The sequence below is a fragment of the Pseudomonas sp. B1-22 genome, assembly GCF_050474425.1.
GTDB lineage: Bacteria > Pseudomonadota > Gammaproteobacteria > Pseudomonadales > Pseudomonadaceae > Pseudomonas.
This window is the reverse complement of record NZ_JBCHVH010000008.1, coordinates 1-21,639: the sequence shown is the minus strand read 5'-3', so window position 1 is coordinate 21,639 and position 21,639 is coordinate 1. Positions and strand designations below refer to the sequence as shown.

Sequence of the window (21,639 nt, the reverse complement as noted above, 5' to 3'; positions counted from 1 at the left end):
GGCTGTTCCGTTCACTTGATAAGAATTATCATTTGCGACTTTCCAGGGTCTTCCCCTCGCGCCGGTTTCGGCGCGGACCGCTGGCGAGCCTCCGTCCCCGATGTCCCATTCCGACCACCCGGCCGACTCCTTTGCCGTGGACGCCCCAGCGCCCGCCGATTCGCTGCCGCGCGAGGACTTCCTGCGGGTGTTCCTGTCCCAGCGCCCGCGCATGGAGGCCCTGGTTCAGCGCCGCGTCGGCTGCCGCGCCACGGCGGCGGACCTGGTGCAGGAGTTGTTCCTGCGCTTCTGGAAGCGTCCGCAGGCGCCGGTTGAGGAGCTGGGCAGCTACCTGTTGCGCAGCGCCCGCAACCTGGCCATCGACCATCTGCGCGGCGAGGATTCGCGCGGTCGCACCCTCAGCGCGCTACTGCCCGATGACGATGCGCAGCCATCGCCCGAGCAGGCGGTGCAGGCCCGTGCCGAACTGGAACGCATCGAGTGTGCCCTGCGCCAGTTGCCCGGACGCACCCGCCACATCTTCCTGCTCAGCCGCGTGCATGGCCGCACCTATGGCGAGATCGCCACAGCCATGGAGCTTTCCCGGAGCGCGGTGGAAAAACATATGATGCGCGCCCTCGATGCCTGCAAGGCGAGCCTGGAACCCGCCGCGCCGGTTACTCGCCGTGGAGCCGCCGACCGATGAAGCCCGACATCGCCACCTCGCCCCAGCAGGCCCAGCGCCAGGCGCGCCAGTGGCTGCTGCGTTTGCAGGATCGCGACGGCGAAGCCTGGCTGGAGGCTTTCCAGGCGTGGCTGGCGGCGGACCCGCAACATGCCCTCGCCTATGCCGAGGTCGATGCACTGTGGCAGGCCAGCGCCGCGCCGGCGCAACGACTGGCGGCGGAGGAGGGCGATGCCTTGAACGCCTATCTGGCGCAGATGGATCGCCCCGCCGCGCGCCGAGCTCAACTCAATCACCGACGCTGGAGCTATCCCCTGGCCAGCGCCGCCTGCCTGCTGCTGATGCTCTGGGCCGGCGCATGGTGGTCGCCAGGCAACTGGCTCGGCGACCTGTCCGCTGACTACGTCAGCGCGCCGGGCCAGGTGCGGGAGATCGCGCTGGCCGATGGCTCGCGTATGACCCTGGACGCCGACAGCGCCGTCGCCGTCTCGCTGGAGGGCGAGCAACGCCGCGTCGAGCTGTTGCGTGGCGCCGCGTCCTTTACCGTGAAGCATCTGCCCAAGCCCTTCGTGGTGCGCGCCGGCGAAGGGGAGGCGCGGGTGCTCGGTACCGAATTCGAAGTGCGCCGCCTGGATGGACAGACCCGCGTCACCGTTGCCGAAGGCCGCGTCTCGGTGCGCGGCAGCCATGCGGTTGGCGTGCCGGAAGTGGTGCTGGGCGCGGGCGAGCGGGTCGGCATCGACGGCACGACGCTGGGCGCGGCGCAGCCCGCCGATGCACAGGCCGCACTGGCCTGGCGCCAGGGGTGGCTGACTTTCTACCGCGCGCCGCTGGGCGAGGTGCTGGAGCGCCTGGGCGCCTATTACCCAGGACGCATCGTCCTGCTCGACGACGAGCTGGCGCAGCGCCGGGTCAGCGGCAGTTTCCCCAGCGCCGACCCGCAGGCTGCGCTGGATTCGCTGCAGGCGGTGGTGGGCTTCCGCCAGCAGGCGCTGCTGGGGCGCTTCGTGTTGATTCGCTGAACACGAAAATATTTTCGGAAAAAGGGTGAGGTACTGCCGCGGTTGCTCCGTGTAGTGGTCATGAATGCGATTTATTCGCATGTGGAATCGACCTTTCGAGCAAGTGAGCCCCCGATGACCCCGTTGTGCCGCGCTGTCCCCGAACTGTCCCTGAAGCCGCTCGCCGCCTTCGTGCTCGGCGCTGTCCTGGCCACTGCCCAGGCGCCGGCCGCATGGGCCGAGGAGACGCAAGCCGGCAGCAGACTGCAGGCAAGCTTCGGCTTCGACATCGCCGCCCAACCGCTGCCCCAGGCGCTCAGCGAGTTCAGCCGGGTGACCGGGCTGAGCGTGGTCTACACCGACGAAGCGCCCTACGACCTCAAGGCCCCGGCCGTGACTGGCCAACTCAGCGCCGACGACGCACTGAACCGCCTGCTTAGCGGTTCCGGCTACCGCTTCCGCGCCCTCGATGGCCGCACCCTGACCCTGGAGCGCCTGCCGAACGACACCCTGAGCCTCACCGACACCACCGTCACCGCCCTGGCCGATTCCGCCAGCTACCAGCCGGCGCCGGTCGCCTCCATCGGCCGCACCGACACGCCGGTCCTGGAGACTCCGCAAAGCATCGTCACGGTTCCGGCCCAGGTGCTGCGCGACCAGAAACCACAGAACCTCGACGATGCCCTGGGCAACGTCAGCGGCATCACCCAGGCCAACACCCTCGGCGGCACCCAGGATGCGGTGATGAAGCGCGGTTTCGGCGACAACCGCGACGGCTCGATCATGCGCGACGGCCTGCCCTCGGTGCTGGGCCGCAACCTCACCGCCACCGCCGACCACGTCGAAGTGCTCAAGGGGCCGGCCTCGCTGCTCTACGGCATCCAGGACCCAGGCGGGGTGGTCAACGTGGTGAGCAAGAAGCCGCAACTGCAGCAGTACAACGCCGTCACCCTGCGTGGTTCGACCTACGCCCACGGCAAGCAGGGCGGTGGCGGCCAGGTCGACAGCACCGGCGCGCTGGGTGAGTCGAACCTGGCCTACCGGCTGATCGTCGATCATCAGGACGAGAACTACTGGCGCAATTTCGGCCAGCAGCGCGAGACGCTGGTGGCGCCGTCCCTGGCCTGGCTCGGCGAGGACACCACGGTCAACCTCAGCTATGAGCACCGGGAGTTCAAGACCCCCTTCGACCGCGGCACCGCCATCGACCCGCGCACCAACAAGCCGCTGGACATTCCGCGCACGCGCCGCCTGGACGAGCCGTTCAACATCACCGAAGGCCGCTCCGATCTCACCCGGCTGGACGTTGAGCATCGCCTGGACGACGCCTGGAAGGCGCATTTCGCCTACGGCTGGACCCGCGAGACCTACGACGACAACCAGGCGCGGGTGACCAAGGTCGACAGCGCCAAGGGTACTGTGACGCGCCGTGTCGACGGCACTCACGGCGCGGTGAGCAGCGACAGCTTCGCCACCGTGGGGCTCAACGGCGACCTGCAACTGGGCGGCTTCCGCCATGAAGTGACCGTCGGCATCGACAGCGAAAAGCGCAAGATCTACCGCGCCGACCTGATCCGCGATACCAAGAGCAACACCTTCGACTACCTCGATCCGGTCTACGGGCAGATTTCCCCGGCCACCCGCGTCAGCCCCGCCGACAGCGACCAGACCGACAAGCTGCGCAGCGACTCGCTGTTCCTGCAGGACTCCTGGCACCTGGACGAGCACTGGATCCTGGTGGCCGGCGGGCGCTACCAGATGTACGACCAGTACGCCGGACGCGGCCGGCCGTTCAAGGCCAACACCGACATCAACGGGCAGAAGTGGGTGCCGCGCGCGGGCGTGGTCTACAAGGTCAACGACGAGGTCTCGCTGTACGGCAGCTACACCGAATCGTTCAAGCCCAACTCCACCATCGCGCCGCTGTCCACGGGCGAGGTAATCGACTCGTCGATCCTGCCGGAGGAGGCCACCTCCTGGGAAATCGGCGGCAAGCTGGACATCCCCGGCCGCATCACTGCCAATCTGGCGTTCTTCGACATCCACAAGCGCAACGTGATGGTCACCCAGCTCGACGCCAACGGCGACACCCGAGTCAGCACCGCCGGCAAGGTGCGCTCCTACGGCGCCGAACTGGACGTCACCGGCCAGCTGACCGAGCGCTGGAGCCTGATCGGCAGCTACGCCTGGCTGGACGCGAGGGTGACCGAGGACCCGGAGCTGGAAGGCAATCGCCTGCAGAACGTGGCCAAGCAAACCGCCTCTCTGGCGGCGGTGTATGACGCGGGCTCGATCTTCGGCGGCGACAATCTGCGCCTGGGCGGCGGCCCGCGCTACGTCGGCAAGCGCGCGGGCGACCCGGCCAACTCCTTCGAGCTGCCGTCCTATACCGTCACCGATGTCTTCGCCAGCTACGACACCCAGCTGGGTGGGCACAACGTCGGCTTCCAGTTCAACGTGAAGAACCTGTTCGACCGCACCTATTACCCATCGGCGGCGAACAACCTCTACGTCGCCGTGGGCGAGCCGCGGCAGTTCGAGGTGTCGACGACGGTGGAGTTCTGATCCGGGAGTGCTCGTGGCGGGCGCGCGCGGCAGTTGTAGGATGGGTGGAGCGCAGCGATACCCATGCTGTCGGTGGCTCGTGCAGGAGCGCCCCATGGGCGCGATCGCGGGCATGGCCCGCTCCTACCTGGATAGTCCTTTGTTGGCCTTAGCCCTCTCCCCCCGCCCTGGCTGCGCGCCCCGCTCCGAAGGGAGAGGGAGCTATCCGTGCCGGCTGACACTATGGTTTCAACCTGCACCAAACGGTCCCCTGTCCCTTCAGGGAGAGGGAAATCCCGAGCACGGAGTTCCAGAAGAAGACAGTTGCTCCTACCGTTCGTATAAGGCTTGCCGGCTGACTCCGGCATCCCCCGCACTCCGAACGGTTCCCTCTCCCTTCAGGGAGAGGGGCTTTTGCTATGTACCGAGCGAGCCTTACATCTCCACCACGATCCGCCCTTCGATCTGCCCGGCGCGCATGCGGTCGAGGATGGCGTTGATGTCGTCCAGCTTCCCGGCGCTGACAGTGGCCTTCACCAGCCCTTCGCCGGCGAAGTCCAGGGCTTCCTGCAGGTCCGCGCGGGTACCGACGATGGAGCCGGTGATGTGCAGGCCCTTGAGCACCACGTCGAAGATCGGCGTGGGGAAATCGCCCGGCGGCAGGCCGACCAGCGACACGGTGCCGCCACGGCGGGCCATGCCGATGCCCTGGCCGAAGGCGCTGTTGGAGACGGCAGTCACCAGCACGCCATGGGCGCCGCCGATATCGCGTTGCACCACCTGTACCGGGTCTTCCTTCCTGGCATTGATGGTCAGCTTGGCGCCCAGATTCCTGGCCAGTTCCAGCTTGGCGTCATCCACGTCCACCGCTACCACATGCAGGCCCATGGCCCTGGCGTATTGCACGGCCACGTGGCCGAGGCCGCCAATGCCGGAAATGGCCACCCACTGGCCGGGGCGCGCCTGGGTTTCCTTCAGGCCCTTGTAGACGGTGACGCCCGCGCAGAGGATTGGCGCAATCTCGGTGAAGCCGACATTTTTCGGCAGGATGCCGACAAAGTTGGGGTCTGCCAGCACATATTCGGCATAGCCGCCGTTCACCGAATAGCCGGTGTTCTGCTGGTGTTCGCAGAGGGTTTCCCAACCGGTCAGGCAGTGCTCGCAGCAGCCGCAGGCGGTGTACAGCCAGGGCACGCCGACGCGGTCGCCTTCCTTCACGCGGGTGACGCCGGCGCCGACCGCGGCGACGAAGCCGACGCCTTCATGGCCGGGAATGAACGGCAGGCTCGGCTTCACCGGCCAGTCGCCCTCGGCGGCGTGCAGGTCGGTGTGGCAGACGCCGGACGCCTCGATCTTCACCAGAATCTGTCCGGGGCCGGGCAGCGGGACTTTGACTTCCTCGATCCGCAGCGGCTCGCCAAAGGCGTGGACGACGGCGGCTTTCATGGTCGTGGGCAGGGTCATGGACATTGCACTCGCTCCTTGAAGGGGGAGGGGCCTGCCCAATCCGGGCAGGAACAGGAAGATGTCAGACGAGTCTGTTCCTTTGAGGCGAAGCCACCTTGAGTTGAAGCAAGCTTTTCCGAAGTCGTCAGTCACTCCAGCACGGGGAAATGACGAAATCGGGACAGACGGTCATGGTGGGTGCACCCCGGCGTGCCCTTTGCGGTATACTGCGCCGCCTTCAAGCCGCCGGCACTGCCCGCCGGTTTGGCCACGCACAAGCCACGCCTCCGACGAGCGTGGCTTGTTGGTTTCTGACGCGCACAAGAGCGCACTTGAGAGAGGCACGACGATGAGCGCACTGGTTGGCGTGATCATGGGTTCCAAATCCGACTGGAGCACCCTGAGCCACACCGCGGACATGCTGGACAAGCTCGGCATTCCGTACGAAGTGAAGGTGGTTTCCGCCCACCGCACCCCGGACCTGCTGTTCCAGTACGCCGAAGAGGCCGATGGCCGCGGCATCGAAGTGATCATCGCCGGCGCCGGCGGTGCCGCCCACCTGCCGGGCATGTGCGCCGCCAAGACCCACCTGCCGGTGCTCGGCGTGCCAGTGCAGTCCTCCATGCTCTCGGGCGTCGACTCGCTGCTGTCCATCGTGCAGATGCCGGCGGGCGTTCCGGTCGCCACCCTGGCCATCGGCAAGGCCGGCGCTACCAACGCCGCACTGCTGGCCGCCAGCATCCTGGGCGGCAAGTACCCGAAGTATCACGAGGCGCTGAAAGAGTTCCGCACCATCCAGACCGAAACGGTCCTGGACAATCCGGACCCGCGCGACGCGTGAGTAACAGGGCGTCCGCGCGGCGCCCCCGAACAGTGTCAGCAAGCACAGGCTCGAACCATGAAAATCGGTGTCATTGGTGGCGGTCAGCTCGGCCGCATGTTGTCCCTGGCGGGTACGCCGCTGGGCATGAACTTCGCCTTCCTCGATCCGGCGCCGGACGCCTGCGCGCAAGCGCTGGGCGAACACATTCGCGCCGACTACAGCGACCAGGAGCACCTGCGCCAGCTGGCCGATGAAGTCGACCTGGTGACCTTCGAGTTCGAGAGCGTGCCGGCCGAGACCGTGGCCTTCCTGTCGCAGTTCGTGCCGGTATACCCGAACGCCGAGTCGCTGCGCATTGCCCGTGACCGCTGGTTCGAGAAGTCCATGTTCAAGGACCTGGGGATTCCCACCCCGGCCTTCGCCGACGTGCAGTCCCAGGCCGACCTCGACGCCGCCGTGGCCAGCATCGGCCTGCCGGCAGTAATGAAGACCCGCACCCTGGGCTATGACGGCAAGGGCCAGAAGGTCCTGCGCAAGGCCGAGGACGTGACCGGCGCCTTCGCCGAGCTGGGCAGCGTGCCCTGCATCCTCGAAGGCTTCGTGCCCTTCACCGGCGAAGTCTCGCTGGTGGCGGTACGCGCCCGCGACGGCGAGACCCGCTTCTACCCGCTGGTCCACAACACCCACGAGAACGGCATCCTGCGCCTGTCCGTGGCGAGCACCGACCACCCGCTGCAGGCGCTGGCCGAGGACTACGTCGGCCGCGTGCTGGACAAGCTGCAGTACGTCGGTGTGATGGCCTTCGAGTTCTTCGAGGTCGACGGCGGCCTGAAGGCCAACGAGATCGCCCCGCGCGTGCACAACTCCGGGCACTGGACCATCGAAGGTGCCGAGTGCAGCCAGTTCGAGAACCACCTGCGCGCCGTTGCCGGCCTGCCGCTGGGTTCCACCGCCAAGGTGGGCGAGAGCGCCATGCTCAACTTCATCGGCGAAGTGCCGCCGGTGGCTGATGTACTGAACATCGCCGACTGCCACCTGCACCACTACGGCAAGGCCTTCAAGGCCGGGCGCAAGGTCGGTCACGCCACCCTGCGCAGCCAGGACCTGCCGACCCTCAAGGCGCGTATCGCCGAGGTCGAGGCGCTGATCGCCAAGGGCTGACGGCCTGCCGGTCACGGTGCTTTGAAAGGAGCCGCGTCAATCACCGACGCGGCTTTTTTCTGCCTGCCTGGTGCATCCGTGCGCGCGTCGCGCTACGCCGCAAGTCGCTCTGGCCTGCGTCCCGAACAGGGAACGTCGGCGTTTTCTACACTGTCCCATGACAAGCGCGAACCCATCGCGCTCAATCCACAAGGAGACTGTCATGGGCTTAATCGGAACCATCGTCATCGGCCTGATCGTCGGGCTCGTCGCGCGCTTTCTGAAGCCGGGCGACGACAGCATGGGCTGGATCATGACCATCCTGATCGGCATCGGCGGCTCGCTGTTGGCCACCTACGGCGGCCAGGCGCTGGGCATCTACGCCGTGGGCCAGGCGGCGGGCTTCATCGGCGCGGTGATCGGCGCCATCGTCCTGCTGGTCATTTACGGTCTGATCAAGAAGAATTGACGGTGATTTCCAGCCCTCTCCCGCAACGGGGGAGGGCGCTGGAAGACCTTCCCGTCCGTGCCCCACCGGGCCTTTCGAGTCCACGATGCGCCGTACATTGCTTGCCTGCAGCCTGGTGCTGCTGACGTCCCTGGCATCCGCCGCCGAACTTCCCGAAACCGACTGGCTGTCCCTGATGCCGCCGAGTGACCGCAAGGCGCTGGAGGACATGCCGGAAATCACCCACAACGGCCCCGAGGCCAACGGCACCTTCACCAACAAGGGCGGCCTGAAGCAGTCCGACAAGAAGCTGCCGCAGGTGATGTATTCCACCAAGACCGTCGCCGCGCTGAATGGCAAGGCGTTGCGCCTGGGCGGCTACCCGGTGCCGCTGGAGAACGATGCCAAGGGCCGTGTCACCGAATTCTTCCTGGTGCCCTATCCGGGCGCCTGCATCCACGTGCCGCCGCCGCCGCCGAACCAGATCGTGCTGGTGCGCTACCCCAAGGGCATCAAGCTCGACGATATCTACAGCCCGATCTGGGTCACCGGCACGCTGAAGGTCGAGAAGGTCAGCAATGACCTCGCCGATGCGGCCTACGCCATCGACGACGCCAAGGTGCGGCCGGTGGAGGAGAGCGATCTGTAAGAATCGGTCTTCGTAGGAGCGGACTTCGTCCGCGATTGACAGGGGTGCCGGCACGGTTCGCGAGCAAGCTCGCTCCTACAGGCTTGCAGCGGAGCGCTCTGCGTAGGAGCGAGCTTGCTCGCGAACCTGATGTAGCGCCGGCCTTGCCGACGGATCGCGGACAGAGTCCGCTCCTACGATATCTGCTACCGCCGCGGGCTCAACTGCTGAGCGGCTCGCTCCAGATTTCCACCTTCATTGTCTCGCTGCGCCCCGGGGCGACGCTCATCACGTCGTCCCAGACCCGCGCGGTCTCGATGCACAGCATGTCCTGCCAGGCATCGTCCGGGAACTGCGGCAGGCGCGCGGACTTGTCGATCCAGGGGTTCCACACCACCGCCGAGCGCGAGCCGCTGGCCTTGATGTGGATGCCGCGCTCCCACAGCGGATCGCGGATCACCAGGGGCTTCTCCACGTCCAGGTAGATGCGGTCGGTTTCCCCGGCAATGCGCACCAGCCCGTGTTGCTGGCGCTCTTCCCAGTTCTCCAGGGTTTCGATGTAGCGGCAGCCCTGCAGGCCGTCGATGCCGATCTCGCGGCTGTTGCTCACCGCGAAATAGGTGTGCAGCGCCTGGCTGACCGGCAGCGGTTTGTCGCCGAGGTTGTGGGTGGTCATTTCCAGGGTCAGGCGTTCGCCGAAGCGCATCACCAGTTCCAGGCGCGCCGAATGCGGCCAGCCGGGCAGGCCGTGGCTGGCGTCGACGCTGAAGTGCACCGCCAGTTCGCCCAGTTCGTCGGCGATGTCGTCCAGCTGCCAGTCCACGCTGCGCACCAGACCGTGGGCCGGGGCGCTGTCGCCGGTAAAGGCGGTGCGGACATCCACCGGGTTGCGTTCGAGGTTGCCGAACCAGGGCCAGCAGACCGGCACGCCGCCGCGCAGGGACTGGCCGTGGCGGAACTCGGCCGTCTCGCTCAGCCACACCAGCGGCGGCTGCTCGTGGGGCTGGTAGCTCAGCAATTGCGCGCCCTGCTGGGCGATCAGGGCTTCACCATGGGCGGTGTGGATGCGCCAGCAGGGCAGTTCGTCGACCTGCACCTGCTCGACGCGGGGCGTCTGGATATCGCTGCTCATGGTGGTCTCCGGGGCTGCGATGGGAAAGATTCAGTATCACCGATCCTCCGCGCGCCGGGCAGTTCCCGGAGAATGAAAAGATCAGCGCAGGCGCAGGTCCGCCAGCTGCGTCCGCTGCCGTCCTTCCCCGTCGAAATTGGTTGCAGCCAGCCAGGCCTCGAAGGCTTGCTGGCAGCGCGGCCATTCACTGTCGATGATCGAGAACCAGGCGGTGTCGCGGTTGCGGTCCTTCACCACGGTTGCCTGGCGGAAGGTGCCCTCGAAGGTGAAGCCCAGGCGCACGGCGGCGCGCATGGAACGGGCGTTGAGCGCGTTGCACTTCCACTCCAGGCGGCGGTAGCCCATCTCGAAGGCCCAGCGCGCCAGCAGGTAGACCGCCTCGGTGGACGCGGGCGAGCGCTGCATCGCGCGGCCGTAGGCGATGTGGCCGATCTCGATGCTGCCGTCCTTGGGGAAGATTCGCAGGAAGCTGAGCAGGCCCACCGCGCGGCCGCTGACGCGGTCGATCACGGCGAAGAACATCGGGTCGGCGCTGGCGGCATTGCCGGCGAGCCAGGCGTCGAACGGCGCACGCTCGGGGAAAGGGCCGTAAGGCAGGTAATCCCAGAGCAGCGGATCGGAGTCCGGACCTTGCAGGGCTGCCCACAGGTCGTCGCCATGGATGACGGCATCCAGTGGCACCAGGTTGACGTAGCGGCCGGGCAGGATGCGTTTTTCGGGGGTGGCGGCGGGGCGCCAGTTCAGCAGGGGCTGGTCGTTCATGGGCGCTCCGGGTCAGATGATCTTGCGGTACTGGACGAAACCGGAGCGGTCGGCAATCCGGTCGTAGAGGAACATGGCGTCGGTGTTGGTCTCGTGGGTCAGCCAGTGCACCCGCGAGGCGCCGTTGGCGCGGGCATCGGCATAGACGTGCTCGATCAGCGCCGCACCGATGCCGCCGCCACGCTGGCCTTCGGTGACGAACAGGTCCTGCAGGTAGACGTAGTCGCCCTGGGTCCAGCAGGAGCGGTGGTAGATGAAATGCACCATGCCGATGGCCTCGCCGTCGCGCCAGGCGAGGGCGGCGTGCATCGGCTCGGCCGGGTCGAGGAAGCGCTGCCAGGTCACGGCGCTGGTGGCCTCATCGATGGTGGTCTTGTAGAAGCGCTGGTAACCCTGCCAGAGCGGCAGCCAGACGGCGTGATCGTCAGCGGTGATCGGGCGGATCTCGACAGCGGAAGTCATGGTGACGGCCTTGTGTGCGTTGGAATGGTTCCAGCCTAGGCCGGGAAATGGTTCTGCTAAAGAGCCATTCATGGTGAAATCAAAGGAACCATTGCCGTCCTCCTGGAATCCGCCCGCATGAGTGTTCCGCTGCCTTTCAACCCCTCCGGCATCCTTCTCGATCCCGCGCGGCCACTGGGGGTGCAACTGTTCCAGGCCCTTCGTGAGCGCATCCTCGACGGGCGCCTGGCGGCGCGTTCGCGGTTGCCGGCAAGCCGCGACCTGGCGGCGTCACTGGGGGTTTCGCGCAATACCGTGGTGCGTGCCTACGAGCAGCTCTACGCGGAGGGCTACATCGAGGGGCGTACGGGTGACGGCACCTATGTGGCCGAGCGGGTGCAGCCGTCGGTGGACACCGCGCGCGGCGAGGCGCGCAGCCCGGATGCGCCGTCGCTGGAGCGCCTGGCGAAGCATCATCTGCCGCTGCCGCCCACCGGCGCGCCCCGTGCCTTCCGCGTTGGCGTGCCGGCCTTCGACCTGTTTCCCTTCGATACCTGGGCGCGGCTGCAGGCGCGCTTCTGGCGCGACCCGCCGCTGGATTGCCTGGGCTACGGCGACCCGGCGGGCGAACAACGCCTGCGCGAACTGGTCGCCGCCTACCTGCGCAGCACGCGAGGGCTGCATTGCGACGCCGGGCAGATCATCATCACCAGCGGCGCCCAGCAGGGCATCGCGCTGTGCGCCCAGGTACTGCTGGCCGAGGGCGACGGCGCGGCCATCGAGAATCCCGGCTACCGCGCAGCCGGCCACGCCTTCGCCACCGCCGGCGCACGGCTGCATGGCGTGCCAGTAGATGCCGACGGCCTGTGCACGGCGCAGCTGGAGCAGTTGCCGGACTGCCGGCTGGTCTACGTCACGCCCTCTCACCAGTACCCGACCGGGGTGACCCTGTCCCTGGCGCGGCGCCTGGAGCTGCTGGAGTGGGCCGAGCGCAGTGGCGGCTGGATCGTCGAGGATGACTACGATGGCGAGTACCGCTACAGCGGTACGCCGTTGATGCCGCTGGCGGCGCTGGACCGGCATGACCGGGTGCTCTATGTCGGCACCTTCTGCAAGATCGCTTTTCCCGCGCTGCGCCTGGGCTATCTCGTGGTCCCGCCGGCGCTGGCGCAGGCCTTCGCCCGCCGTCGCGCGCTGGACGTGCGGCACTCGGAGGTCGGTACCCAGCGGGTGATGGCGGACTTCATCGCCGAGGGGCATTTCCAGCGTCATGTTCGCCGCATGCGCCGAGCCGCACGCAGCCGGCGCGATGCCTTGCTGCGGGGCTGGCCGGAAGTGGCTGGCTGCGCTCCGATGCCGACGGTGGAAGCGGGGCTGCACCTGTGCGTACGGGTCGATAGTCGCGAGCGCGAACGTGAACTGGTGCAGCGTGCGCTGGCCGTGGGGGTAGAGGTGAATGCGCTGAGCGACTACTGGCTGCCGGAGTCCGCAGAGCCGGAAGACCAACGCGCCGGACTGGTACTGGGTTTCGCGGCGGTACCCGAGGCGCGGATCGCCGAAGCGCTCAAGGCGCTGCGCAAGGTGTGGCGGTAGGGCGTACAACCGTTCGCGGTTGTACGCCGATGCACTGTGTTCATCGGTAGCTCCATGGTCGACCCCGGAGCACCCTACGTTCATGCTGCGGTGCAGAGTGCCGTCATTCCCGCGGACGCTCGCAAGACGGCGGCTGCTCCCGCTCCGCCCAGTACGTCTGCTTGTGCCCGCGCGCCTGGTAGTTCCGCGCCAGGGCCTCGGCCTCGTCGCGGGTCAGCTGGCGGCGCATGACGAAGCGGTTGCCGTTGTCGTCCAGGCGCAGCAGGCACCAGTCCCGCTCAGGCATTGAAGGTCGAGGTCTTGCGCAGGCGCAGGGCGAGCAGCACCAGCATCACGCCGAAGAACACCGCATAGGCGCCGATCACCCAGGCCACCGCCACCGCGCCGGCACCGGGGTTGGCAATCATCAGGACGCCGAACAGCACCGACAGCGCTCCGGAAAGACCCAGCCACCACTCGTTGGCCAATGCCTTGCGCAGGCGGATCGCGGCGATGATCTGCAGCGCGCCGGTGACCAGCGCCCAGGCGGCGATCAGCATGAGCAGGCCCAGCGCCGTCAGTGCCGGCCAGAAGAACGCCACCAGCCCCGCGACGACGCCCAGCAGGCCGACCAGCACCAGCGGCCAGATCGGCCGGCCCGATTCGCGCATGCGTGCGGCGGCCAGCAGGGTGAATACCCCGTCGACGAAGGCGTAGGCGCCCCAGACCAGGACCAGCACGGCCAGGGCGATAGCCGGCCAGGCGATTGCCACCAGGCCGAAGATCACTGCCGCCACGCCGCGCAGGGCAATCCATTTCCAGTGTTGGCCGAGGGCCTGCCAGAGAGGGTTGTCGCTCATGACTGTCTCCACGATAGGTATCGCAGACACCATAGTCGTTCGCCGGCGCGCTTGAGCGGCCCAGATCAACGAGCGGAAAAAGAAAAGCCCGGCGCGGGGCCGGGCGAAAGGGCCTGCCTCAGCAGGCGGGCGGCGTCTGGCGACGCCGCCGGGGAGATCAGGCTGCGGGAGCCAGGGAGGCGGGCGACGCGGCCTGGCCGTGCAGGGCCTCGTAATCCGCCTTCATGGCCTTGTAGAGGCCGAACATGAACAGGATCAGCACCGCCGAGAACGGCAGCCCGGCCAGCACCACGACGGTCTGCATGGCGGTGAAGTTGCCGGCGAACAACAGGCCGATGGTCACCAGGGTGATCACCGCGGACCAGAGGATGCGCAGCCAGTGCGGGGCGTCTTCATCGAGATCGCCGCCCTGGCGCGACAGGTTGGCCAGCATCACCGAGCCGGAGTCAGCCGGGGTGAGGAACAGCACGAAGCCGACGAAGATCGACATGCCGATCACGATCTTGGCGAAGGGGTAGTGCTCCAGCAGCAGGTAGATCGACATCGACGGCTGCTCCAGCGCGGCCTTGCCCAGGTCGGCGGCGCCGTGGTTCATCACCAGATCCACCGCGCTGTTGCCGAACACCGACAGCCAGGCGAGGGTGAAGCCCAGCGGGATCAGCAGCACGCCCATGACCAGTTCGCGCACGGTGCGGCCACGGGAAATACGGGCGATGAACATGCCGACGAAGGGCGCCCAGGAGATCCACCAGGCCCAGTAGAACAGGGTCCACAGGCCCAGCCACTCTTCGTTCTTGCCGGCGCCGCCGCCGGTGTAGACGTAGAGGTCGAAGGTCTTGAGGATCAGGCCGTTGAGATAGTCGCCCAGGTTCTGCACGAAACCGTTGAGCAGCTCCAGGGTAGAGCCGCAGACCAGCACGAACACCAGCAGCGAGCTGAACAGCACGATGTTCAGGTTGGACAGCCGGCGGATGCCTTTCTCGATGCCCGAGACCGCGGCCAGCGTGGCCACCAGGCTCATCACCAGCAGCACGATCAGCAGGGTGGTCTTGGAATGCTCCATGCCGGTCAGGTACTCGATGCCCGAGGACACCTGCAGCGCACCGATGCCCAGGTTGGTCACCAGGCCCAGCAGGGTGACGAAGATGCCGAAGCAGTCCACCGCGTTGCCGGCGCTGCCTTTCACCCAGCGTTCACCGAGGATCGGCAGCAGCGCCGAACGCAGGGCCAGCGGCTGGCGATGGCGATAGGCGAAGTAGCCGACGGCCAGGCCGACCAGCGCGTAGATCGCCCAGCCATGCACGCCCCAGTGCAGGAAGGTCAGCTGCAGCGCTTGGCGGGCGGCCTGCGGCGTTCCGGCCACACCTTCCGGCGGATGGTAGAGGTGATCGATCGGCTCGGAGGCTGCGAAGTACAGCAGCGAGATGCCGATGCCGGAGGAGAACAGCATGCCGGCCCAGGCGCCGTAGCTGAAGTCCGGCTTCTCGTGGTCGGCGCCCAGCTTCAGCTGGCCGTAGCGCGAGAACGCGACCCAGAGTACGAAGAACAGGTAGCTGCCGATGGCCAGCATGTAGTACCAGCCGAAACTGTGCGAAAGCCAAGCTTGCGTGCGATTGAGGACCGCACCGGCGCTGTCGGGAAAGAGAATAAGGGCGGCGGTCAGAACCAGGATCAGTACGGTGGAACCGTAGAACACGACCGGATTCAGACGTACCTGCTCGTTTGTTTTTATTGGCGAAGCAGTACTCATTTGGAGGATGACCCCATGACAGTGAACGCATGGCGGCCGGCGTCGGATGCGACTAAGGCACGGCGACGGGCCGCAAACCACAGACACAGCACAGCCGCATGACACTTCCCACCGGGATTCTGCGATCCTTGAAGGTTGGAAAACGATGCGGCGATGAACGGCTCGGGCCCGCTTGCACACAAGGCTCGGAGTGGTTCACGGAGCGCAGCTTATTCTTAGTTGATTGAACGTTCAATAAAAACAAAATAGACTGGCCAACAAGTCGCCGGACGGCACAGGTACGTCCAGGCGAAGAGGAGAGACGAAATGCCCAAGGTCGGTATGCAGCCGATTCGCCGTTCCCAGTTGATTCACGCCACATTGGAGGCGGTGGACCAGGTGGGCATGGGTGACGCCAGCATCGCCCTGATCGCCCGTCTGGCGGGGGTCTCCAACGGCATCATCAGCCACTACTTCCAGGACAAGAACGGACTCCTGGAAGCGACCATGCGCCATCTGATGCTGGCGCTGAACAAGGCCGTCGGTGAACGCCGCCGGGCCCTGAGGGATGACGAGCCGCGCTCGCACCTGCGCGCAATCATCGAAGGCAACTTCGATGCGAGCCAGGTCAACGGGCCGGCGATGAAAACCTGGCTGGCGTTCTGGGCAACCAGCATGCACCAGCCGTCGTTGCGCCGCCTGCAGCGGGTCAACGACCACAGGTTGTATTCGAACCTGTGCTGCGAGTTCCGCAGGGTTCTGCCGATCGCCGAAGCGCGCGCGGCGGCCCGTGGGCTGGCGGCGCTGATCGATGGGTTGTGGCTGCGCGGCGCGCTCTCGGGCGATGCCTTCGACACCGAGCAGGCACTGTCCATCGCATACGACTACCTCGACCAACAACTGGCGAAACAGGCGGGATAGCCCGCTGTGCCAGCCTTGCGCACTGATACCTAATAAGAGAGGACGCCTACACCATGGCTCGATTCGAAGAACAGAAGCTCTACATCGGCGGTCGCTACGTGGAAGCCACCAGCGGCGCCACCTTCGAAACCATCAATCCGGCCAATGGTGAGGTTCTCGCCCAGGTCCAGCGCGCCTCCAAGGACGACGTCGAGCGCGCCGTACAGGCCGCGGTGGAAGGGCAGAAAGTCTGGGCGGCAATGACCGCCATGCAGCGTTCGCGCATCCTGCGCCGTGCCGTAGAAATCCTCCGTCAGCGCAACGACGAGCTGGCCGAACTGGAAACCCTCGACACCGGCAAGCCGCTGGCCGAGACCCGCAACGTCGACATCGTTACCGGCGCCGACGTGCTCGAGTACTACGCTGGCCTGGTGCCGGCCATCGAAGGCGAGCAGATCCCGCTGCGCGAGACCAGCTTCGTCTACACCCGCCGCGAGCCGCTGGGCGTGGTCGCCGGCATCGGCGCCTGGAACTACCCGATCCAGATCGCCCTGTGGAAATCCGCCCCGGCCCTGGCCGCCGGCAACGCGATGATCTTCAAGCCCAGCGAAGTCACCCCGCTGACCGCGCTGAAGCTCGCCGAAATCTACACCGAGGCCGGCCTGCCCGATGGCGTGTTCAGCGTCCTCACCGGCAGCGGCCGCGAAGTCGGCCAGTGGCTGACCGAGCACCCGCTGATCGAGAAGATCTCCTTCACCGGCGGCACCTCCACCGGCAAGAAGGTCATGGCCAGCGCCTCGAGCTCCTCGCTCAAGGACGTCACCATGGAGCTGGGTGGCAAGTCGCCGCTGATCATCTTCGAAGACGCCAACCTCGACCGTGCCGCCGACATCGCCGTCATGGCCAACTTCTTCAGCTCCGGCCAGGTGTGCACCAACGGCACCCGCGTGTTCATCCCGCGCAGCCTGCAGGCACGCTTCGAGGCGAAGGTCGTCGAGCGCGTGAAGCGCATCCGCCTGGGCAGCCCGCAGGACGAAAACACCAACTTCGGCCCGCTGACCAGCTTCGCCCACATGGAGAGCGTGCTCTCCTACATCGAGTCGGGTAAAGAGCAGAAGGCCCGCCTGCTGTGCGGTGGTGAGCGTGTCACCCAGGGCGAGTTCGCCAAGGGCGCCTACGTCGCGCCGACCGTGTTCACCGACTGCACCGATGACATGACCATCGTCCGCGAAGAGATCTTCGGGCCGGTCATGAGCATCCTCGTCTACGACACCGAAGACGAAGCCATCCGCCGCGCCAACGACACCGAGTACGGCCTGGCCGCCGGCGTCGTCACCCAGGACCTGGCCCGCGCGCACCGTGCGATCCACCGCCTGGAAGCCGGCATCTGCTGGATCAACACCTGGGGCGAGTCGCCGGCCGAAATGCCGGTTGGCGGGTACAAGCAATCGGGTGTCGGTCGCGAGAACGGTCTGACCACCCTGGCTCACTACACTCGCATCAAATCCGTGCAGGTAGAGCTGGGCGACTACGCCTCGGTGTTCTGACCGCCGCGAGCGAGCCCTGAACGGCCGGTCGCAGGCCCCACTCCCTGACCACCGGCCATCCCGAATACGCAGACACCGACGCGCACGCGTCGCGGGCGGTGTCGTGCCTGAAAAAGAGGAAGGCCTGCATGTCCCAGGAATTCGACTACATCATCATTGGTGCCGGTTCCGCCGGTAACGTACTGGCTACCCGCCTGACCGAAGACGCCGACGTCAGCGTCCTGCTGCTCGAAGCCGGCGGCCCGGACTACCGCGCCGACTTCCGCACCCAGATGCCGGCCGCGCTGGCCTACCCGCTGCAGGGTCGTCGCTACAACTGGGCCTATGTGACTGATCCCGAGCCGCACATGAACAACCGCCGCATGGAGTGCGGTCGCGGCAAGGGGCTGGGTGGCTCCTCGCTGATCAACGGCATGTGCTACATCCGCGGCAACGCCATGGACTTCGACGGTTGGGCCCAGGCCAAGGGCCTGGAAGACTGGACCTACCTCGACTGTCTGCCGTACTTCCGCAAGGCCGAGACCCGCGACATCGGCCCCAACGACTACCACGGTGGCAATGGCCCGGTCAGCGTCACCACGCCCAAGGCCGGCAACAACCCGCTGTTCCATGCCATGGTCGAGGCCGGCGTGCAGGCGGGCTATCCGCGAACCGAAGACCTCAACGGCTACCAGCAGGAAGGTTTCGGTCCGATGGATCGCACCGTGACCCCGCAGGGCCGTCGCTCCAGCACCGCACGCGGCTACCTGGACCAGGCCCGCGAGCGGCCGAACCTGACCATCGTCACCCACGCGCTGACCGACCGCATCCTGTTCAGCGGCAAGCGCGCCATCGGGGCGACCTACCTGCATGGCAACGACAATGCGCTGAAGGAAGTTCGTGCCCGCCGCGAAGTGCTGGTGTGCTCCGGCGCCATCGCCTCGCCGCAGCTGCTGCAACGTTCGGGCGTCGGTCCGGCGGGCCTGCTGCGCGACCTGGGCATCGAGGTGGTGCATGACCTGCCCGGCGTCGGCCAGAACCTCCAGGACCACCTGGAAATGTACCTGCAGTACGCCTGCAAGCAGCCGGTCTCGCTGTACCCGGCACTGCAGTGGTGGAACCAGCCGCAGATCGGCGCTGAGTGGATGTTCCTCGGCACCGGCCTGGGCGCGAGCAACCAGTTCGAGGCCGGTGGCTTCATCCGCACCCGTCCGGAGTTCGAGTGGCCGAACATCCAGTACCACTTCCTGCCGGTGGCAATTAACTACAACGGCAGCAACGCAGTGAAGGAGCATGGCTTCCAGGCCCACGTCGGCTCCATGCGCTCTCCCAGCCGCGGCCGGATCAACGCGGTCTCCCGCGACCCGCGCAAGCATCCGAGCATCCTGTTCAACTACATGTCCAGCGAGCAGGACTGGCAGGAGTTCCGCGATGGCATCCGCCTGACCCGCGAGATCATGAACCAGCCGGCGCTCGACCCCTTCCGTGGCCGCGAGCTCAGCCCGGGTCTGGACAAGCAGAGCGATGCCGAACTGGACGCCTTCGTACGCGAGCACGCGGAAACCGCCTTCCACCCGTCCTGCTCCTGCAAGATGGGCGAGGACGACATGGCGGTGGTCGACGGCGAGGGTCGTGTGCACGGCATGCAGGGGCTGCGCGTGGTCGACGCCTCGATCATGCCGCTGATCATCACCGGCAACCTCAATGCCACCACCATCATGATGGCCGAGAAGATCGCCGATAAGGTCCGTGGCCGTCAGCCGCTGCCCCGCAGCACCGCCGACTACTACAAGGCCAACGGCGCTCCGGTACGCGGCAAGCCGATGCGCTGATCCTGAAAAGAGAGAAGGGCACGTACGAAAACGCCGGCTTGATAGCCGGCGTTTCAGTTTTCAGCCTCGGCGCGGTGGAACCGGACGGGTGCGACCGCTGCCGTCGATGGCGACGAACACGAAGACTGCCTCGGTGACCTTGCGCCATTCGCTGGACAGCGGATCGTCGCTCCACACTTCGACCAGCATGCGGATCGAGCTGCGGCCGACTTCCAGCGATTGCGTATAGAAGGAGAGCTGGGCGCCAACGGCGACCGGAACTAGGAAGGCCATACGGTCGATGGCCACTGTAGCGACGCGGCCGCCAGCGATGCGGCTGGCCATGGCGGTACCGGCGAGATCCATCTGCGCCACCAGCCAACCACCGAAGATGTCACCGAAGCCGTTGGTCTCGCGCGGCAGGGCGGTTATCTGCAGGGCCAAGTCACCCTGCGGAATGGGGTCTTCTTGTTCGAGCTCGATCATAGTTCAGGGCCTCTTGCCCCCGGCGTACTCATGGTGAGGTTGTGGAAAAACTCTCCCAAGACACCTGCCGGTGCAAGGCCTTGGGACAGCTTTTGATCGGCCTGTCTGCATTATATAGAGCAAGGCCCGCTGCGACGACCGTAGGGATTCGACTTTGCCTCGTCCGCGCATGCCTGTGTCGTCCTGGCGCAATTTGCTATGGTTCGGCACCGGCGGCTCAACGCCGCCGCCATCTGCCTTGCCTGTCGAGAATAATCACAATGCCTTCTGTGAACGCTCCTGCCGCGCCCGCGTCACGTCCGTTGACCCGCAGCGACTACAAGACCCTGTCCCTGTCTGCCCTGGGCGGCGCCCTGGAGTTCTACGACTTCATCATCTTCGTGTTCTTCGCCACCGTGGTCGGCAAGCTGTTCTTCCCCGCCGACATGCCCGAGTGGCTGCGTCAGCTGCAGACCTTCGGGCTGTTCGCAGCCGGCTACCTGGCCCGTCCGCTGGGTGGAGTGGTCATGGCGCACTTCGGCGACCTGCTGGGGCGCAAGAAGATGTTCACCCTGAGCATCTTCCTGATGGCCGTTCCCACCTTGATCATGGGCCTGCTGCCGACCTACGAGCAGATTGGCATCTGGGCGCCGCTGGCGCTGTTGCTGCTGCGCATCATCCAGGGCGCCGCCATCGGTGGTGAAGTGCCGGGCGCCTGGGTCTTCGTCGCCGAGCACGTTCCGCACCGCCATGTGGGCTATGCCTGCGGCACGCTCACCTCGGGTCTGACCGCGGGCATTCTCATCGGTTCGCTGGTAGCGACGCTGATCAACAGCGTCTTCAGTGCCGAGGAAGTGCGGGCCTATGCCTGGCGGATTCCGTTCCTGCTCGGCGGCATCTTCGGCCTGTTCTCCGTCTACCTGCGCCGCTGGCTGCACGAAACACCGGTTTTTGCCGAGCTGCAACTGCGCAAGCAGTTGGCCGAAGAAGTGCCGCTGGGTGTGGTGGTGCGCGAGCATCGTCCGGCGGTGGTGCTGTCCATGCTGCTGACCTGGGTGCTGTCGGCCGCCATCGTGGTGGTGATCCTGATGACGCCGTCGGTGCTGCAGACGGTCTACGGCTTCGATGCGGCCACGGCCCTGAAGGCCAACAGCCTGGCGATTGTATTCCTCAGTGTCGGCTGCATCCTTGCCGGGCGCTTGGCGGATCGTTTCGGCGCCGGTCGCACCTTTATAGTCGGCAGCGTGCTGCTGGGCGTCGTCTGCTGGACCTTCTACACCAGCCTCAAGGCACACCCGGACTGGTTGTTCCCGCTGTATGCATTGACTGGCCTGTGTGTCGGCGTCATCGGCGCGGTGCCCTATGTCATGGTGAACGCCTTTCCCCCGGTCGTGCGCTTCACCGGCCTGTCCTTCTCCTACAACCTGGCCTACGCCATCTTCGGCGGCCTGACACCCATGGTGGTTGCCCTCCTTATGAAGGAAGACCCACTGGGGCCGGCCTACTACGTCGTGGCGCTGTGCGTGGTCGGCCTGCTGGTGGGCGGCTATCTGCTGCGCCAGGAGCGCCGTCTGACAGGGCAGGGTGTGGCGGTAAATTGATCGGTCGGACAGTTTTTGCAGAAAGTTTAAATTAGTCGTTGACGGCCAATTTAAACTCCCTATAATGCGCACCACTCCCAGCGACGAAGCGCTGAAAGAGCTTGAAAATCAAGCACTTACAGTAGGTCGAAGTTGGAAGTGGTGAT

At 66.3% G+C, this 21,639-nt stretch carries 20 protein-coding genes; 12 read left to right on the top strand and 8 right to left on the bottom strand.

The genetic code is table 11. The annotated features are described in order from the left end of the window. Nucleotides 1-100: 100 nt before the first annotated feature. From ACQ5BL_RS26770 to ACQ5BL_RS26760, 3 genes are all read left to right on the top strand, one after another. Nucleotides 101-685, top strand: a complete 585-nt coding sequence (locus ACQ5BL_RS26770) for an RNA polymerase sigma factor (RefSeq protein ID WP_243807511.1) — start codon at nucleotides 101-103, stop codon at nucleotides 683-685. Next, nucleotides 682-1,686, top strand: a complete 1,005-nt coding sequence (locus ACQ5BL_RS26765; RefSeq protein WP_243807512.1) for a FecR family protein — start codon at nucleotides 682-684, stop codon at nucleotides 1,684-1,686. The genes ACQ5BL_RS26770 and ACQ5BL_RS26765 overlap by 4 nt, the downstream gene beginning before the upstream one ends. A gap of 114 nt (nucleotides 1,687-1,800) precedes the next feature. Beyond that, nucleotides 1,801-4,230, top strand: a complete 2,430-nt coding sequence (locus ACQ5BL_RS26760) for a TonB-dependent siderophore receptor (RefSeq protein ID WP_243807515.1) — start codon at nucleotides 1,801-1,803, stop codon at nucleotides 4,228-4,230. 414 nt (nucleotides 4,231-4,644) lie between these two features. On the opposite strand, the gene adhP is transcribed toward ACQ5BL_RS26760, so the two are convergent. Then, a complete protein-coding gene (gene adhP / locus ACQ5BL_RS26755) occupies nucleotides 4,645-5,673 on the bottom strand; it encodes an alcohol dehydrogenase AdhP (RefSeq protein WP_207888190.1) in 1,029 nt (342 codons plus the stop codon). Nucleotides 5,674-6,004: 331 nt separating this feature from the next. Between adhP and purE the strand changes: the two genes are divergently transcribed. The 4 genes from purE (at nucleotide 6,005) to ACQ5BL_RS26735 (ending at nucleotide 8,715) form a co-directional block, all read left to right on the top strand. Then, nucleotides 6,005-6,496: a 5-(carboxyamino)imidazole ribonucleotide mutase gene (gene purE, locus ACQ5BL_RS26750; RefSeq protein WP_207888173.1), complete on the top strand. Its 492-nt coding sequence runs from the start codon at nucleotides 6,005-6,007 to the stop codon at nucleotides 6,494-6,496. 57 nt (nucleotides 6,497-6,553) lie between these two features. Beyond that, on the top strand, nucleotides 6,554-7,639 hold the full coding sequence (locus ACQ5BL_RS26745; protein ID WP_243807516.1) for a 5-(carboxyamino)imidazole ribonucleotide synthase: 1,086 nt from the start codon (nucleotides 6,554-6,556) through the stop codon (nucleotides 7,637-7,639). A gap of 202 nt (nucleotides 7,640-7,841) precedes the next feature. After that, the gene (locus ACQ5BL_RS26740; protein WP_207888171.1) at nucleotides 7,842-8,087 is read left to right on the top strand and encodes a GlsB/YeaQ/YmgE family stress response membrane protein; all 246 of its coding nucleotides are present in this window, start codon (nucleotides 7,842-7,844) and stop codon (nucleotides 8,085-8,087) included. 85 nt (nucleotides 8,088-8,172) lie between these two features. Beyond that, nucleotides 8,173-8,715, top strand: coding sequence for a DUF3299 domain-containing protein (locus ACQ5BL_RS26735; RefSeq protein WP_243807517.1), 543 nt, complete (start codon nucleotides 8,173-8,175; stop codon nucleotides 8,713-8,715). 199 nt (nucleotides 8,716-8,914) lie between these two features. Here ACQ5BL_RS26735 and ACQ5BL_RS26730 read toward each other — a convergent pair whose 3' ends face one another. The 3 genes from ACQ5BL_RS26730 to ACQ5BL_RS26720 form a co-directional block, all read right to left on the bottom strand. Continuing rightward, the gene (locus ACQ5BL_RS26730; protein WP_243807518.1) at nucleotides 8,915-9,826 is read right to left on the bottom strand and encodes a D-hexose-6-phosphate mutarotase; all 912 of its coding nucleotides are present in this window, start codon (nucleotides 9,824-9,826) and stop codon (nucleotides 8,915-8,917) included. 81 nt (nucleotides 9,827-9,907) lie between these two features. Continuing rightward, nucleotides 9,908-10,588 carry a GNAT family N-acetyltransferase gene (locus ACQ5BL_RS26725; RefSeq protein WP_243807519.1) on the bottom strand — a complete coding sequence of 227 codons (681 nt, stop codon included), beginning with the start codon at nucleotides 10,586-10,588 and terminating at the stop codon, nucleotides 9,908-9,910. Between the two features lie 12 nt (nucleotides 10,589-10,600). Next, entirely contained in the window at nucleotides 10,601-11,050 is a 450-nt protein-coding gene (locus tag ACQ5BL_RS26720) for a GNAT family N-acetyltransferase (RefSeq protein ID WP_243807520.1), read from the bottom strand. 117 nt (nucleotides 11,051-11,167) lie between these two features. Here ACQ5BL_RS26720 and ACQ5BL_RS26715 point away from each other — a divergent pair, with 117 nt between their 5' ends. After that, nucleotides 11,168-12,622: a PLP-dependent aminotransferase family protein gene (locus ACQ5BL_RS26715; RefSeq protein WP_243807522.1), complete on the top strand. Its 1,455-nt coding sequence runs from the start codon at nucleotides 11,168-11,170 to the stop codon at nucleotides 12,620-12,622. Between the two features lie 103 nt (nucleotides 12,623-12,725). Here ACQ5BL_RS26715 and ACQ5BL_RS26710 read toward each other — a convergent pair whose 3' ends face one another. The 3 genes from ACQ5BL_RS26710 to ACQ5BL_RS26700 all read right to left on the bottom strand — a co-directional run bounded on the left by ACQ5BL_RS26710 (nucleotide 12,726) and on the right by ACQ5BL_RS26700 (nucleotide 15,157). After that, the gene (locus tag ACQ5BL_RS26710; protein WP_207888165.1) at nucleotides 12,726-12,908 is read right to left on the bottom strand and encodes a hypothetical protein; all 183 of its coding nucleotides are present in this window, start codon (nucleotides 12,906-12,908) and stop codon (nucleotides 12,726-12,728) included. Then, nucleotides 12,901-13,461, bottom strand: a complete 561-nt coding sequence (locus ACQ5BL_RS26705) for an HdeD family acid-resistance protein (protein WP_243807524.1) — start codon at nucleotides 13,459-13,461, stop codon at nucleotides 12,901-12,903. The genes ACQ5BL_RS26710 and ACQ5BL_RS26705 overlap by 8 nt, the downstream gene beginning before the upstream one ends. A 157-nt stretch (nucleotides 13,462-13,618) precedes the next feature. Further along, nucleotides 13,619-15,157 (bottom strand): BCCT family transporter, encoded by a 1,539-nt coding sequence (locus ACQ5BL_RS26700; RefSeq protein ID WP_207888189.1) that lies wholly within the window; start codon nucleotides 15,155-15,157, stop codon nucleotides 13,619-13,621. 360 nt (nucleotides 15,158-15,517) lie between these two features. Here ACQ5BL_RS26700 and betI point away from each other — a divergent pair, with 360 nt between their 5' ends. The 3 genes from betI to betA all read left to right on the top strand — a co-directional run bounded on the left by betI (nucleotide 15,518) and on the right by betA (nucleotide 19,448). After that, nucleotides 15,518-16,111, top strand: a complete 594-nt coding sequence (gene betI, locus ACQ5BL_RS26695) for a transcriptional regulator BetI (RefSeq protein WP_243807525.1) — start codon at nucleotides 15,518-15,520, stop codon at nucleotides 16,109-16,111. A gap of 53 nt (nucleotides 16,112-16,164) precedes the next feature. Further along, nucleotides 16,165-17,637: a betaine-aldehyde dehydrogenase gene (gene betB / locus ACQ5BL_RS26690; protein ID WP_243807526.1), complete on the top strand. Its 1,473-nt coding sequence runs from the start codon at nucleotides 16,165-16,167 to the stop codon at nucleotides 17,635-17,637. Between the two features lie 128 nt (nucleotides 17,638-17,765). Beyond that, nucleotides 17,766-19,448, top strand: coding sequence for a choline dehydrogenase (betA, locus tag ACQ5BL_RS26685; protein WP_243807527.1), 1,683 nt, complete (start codon nucleotides 17,766-17,768; stop codon nucleotides 19,446-19,448). Between the two features lie 60 nt (nucleotides 19,449-19,508). On the opposite strand, the gene ACQ5BL_RS26680 is transcribed toward betA, so the two are convergent. Further along, nucleotides 19,509-19,913: an acyl-CoA thioesterase gene (locus ACQ5BL_RS26680; RefSeq protein ID WP_015479588.1), complete on the bottom strand. Its 405-nt coding sequence runs from the start codon at nucleotides 19,911-19,913 to the stop codon at nucleotides 19,509-19,511. A gap of 260 nt (nucleotides 19,914-20,173) precedes the next feature. Here ACQ5BL_RS26680 and ACQ5BL_RS26675 point away from each other — a divergent pair, with 260 nt between their 5' ends. Then, nucleotides 20,174-21,493 carry an MFS transporter gene (locus ACQ5BL_RS26675; RefSeq protein ID WP_207888160.1) on the top strand — a complete coding sequence of 440 codons (1,320 nt, stop codon included), beginning with the start codon at nucleotides 20,174-20,176 and terminating at the stop codon, nucleotides 21,491-21,493. Nucleotides 21,494-21,639: the final 146 nt, after the last annotated feature.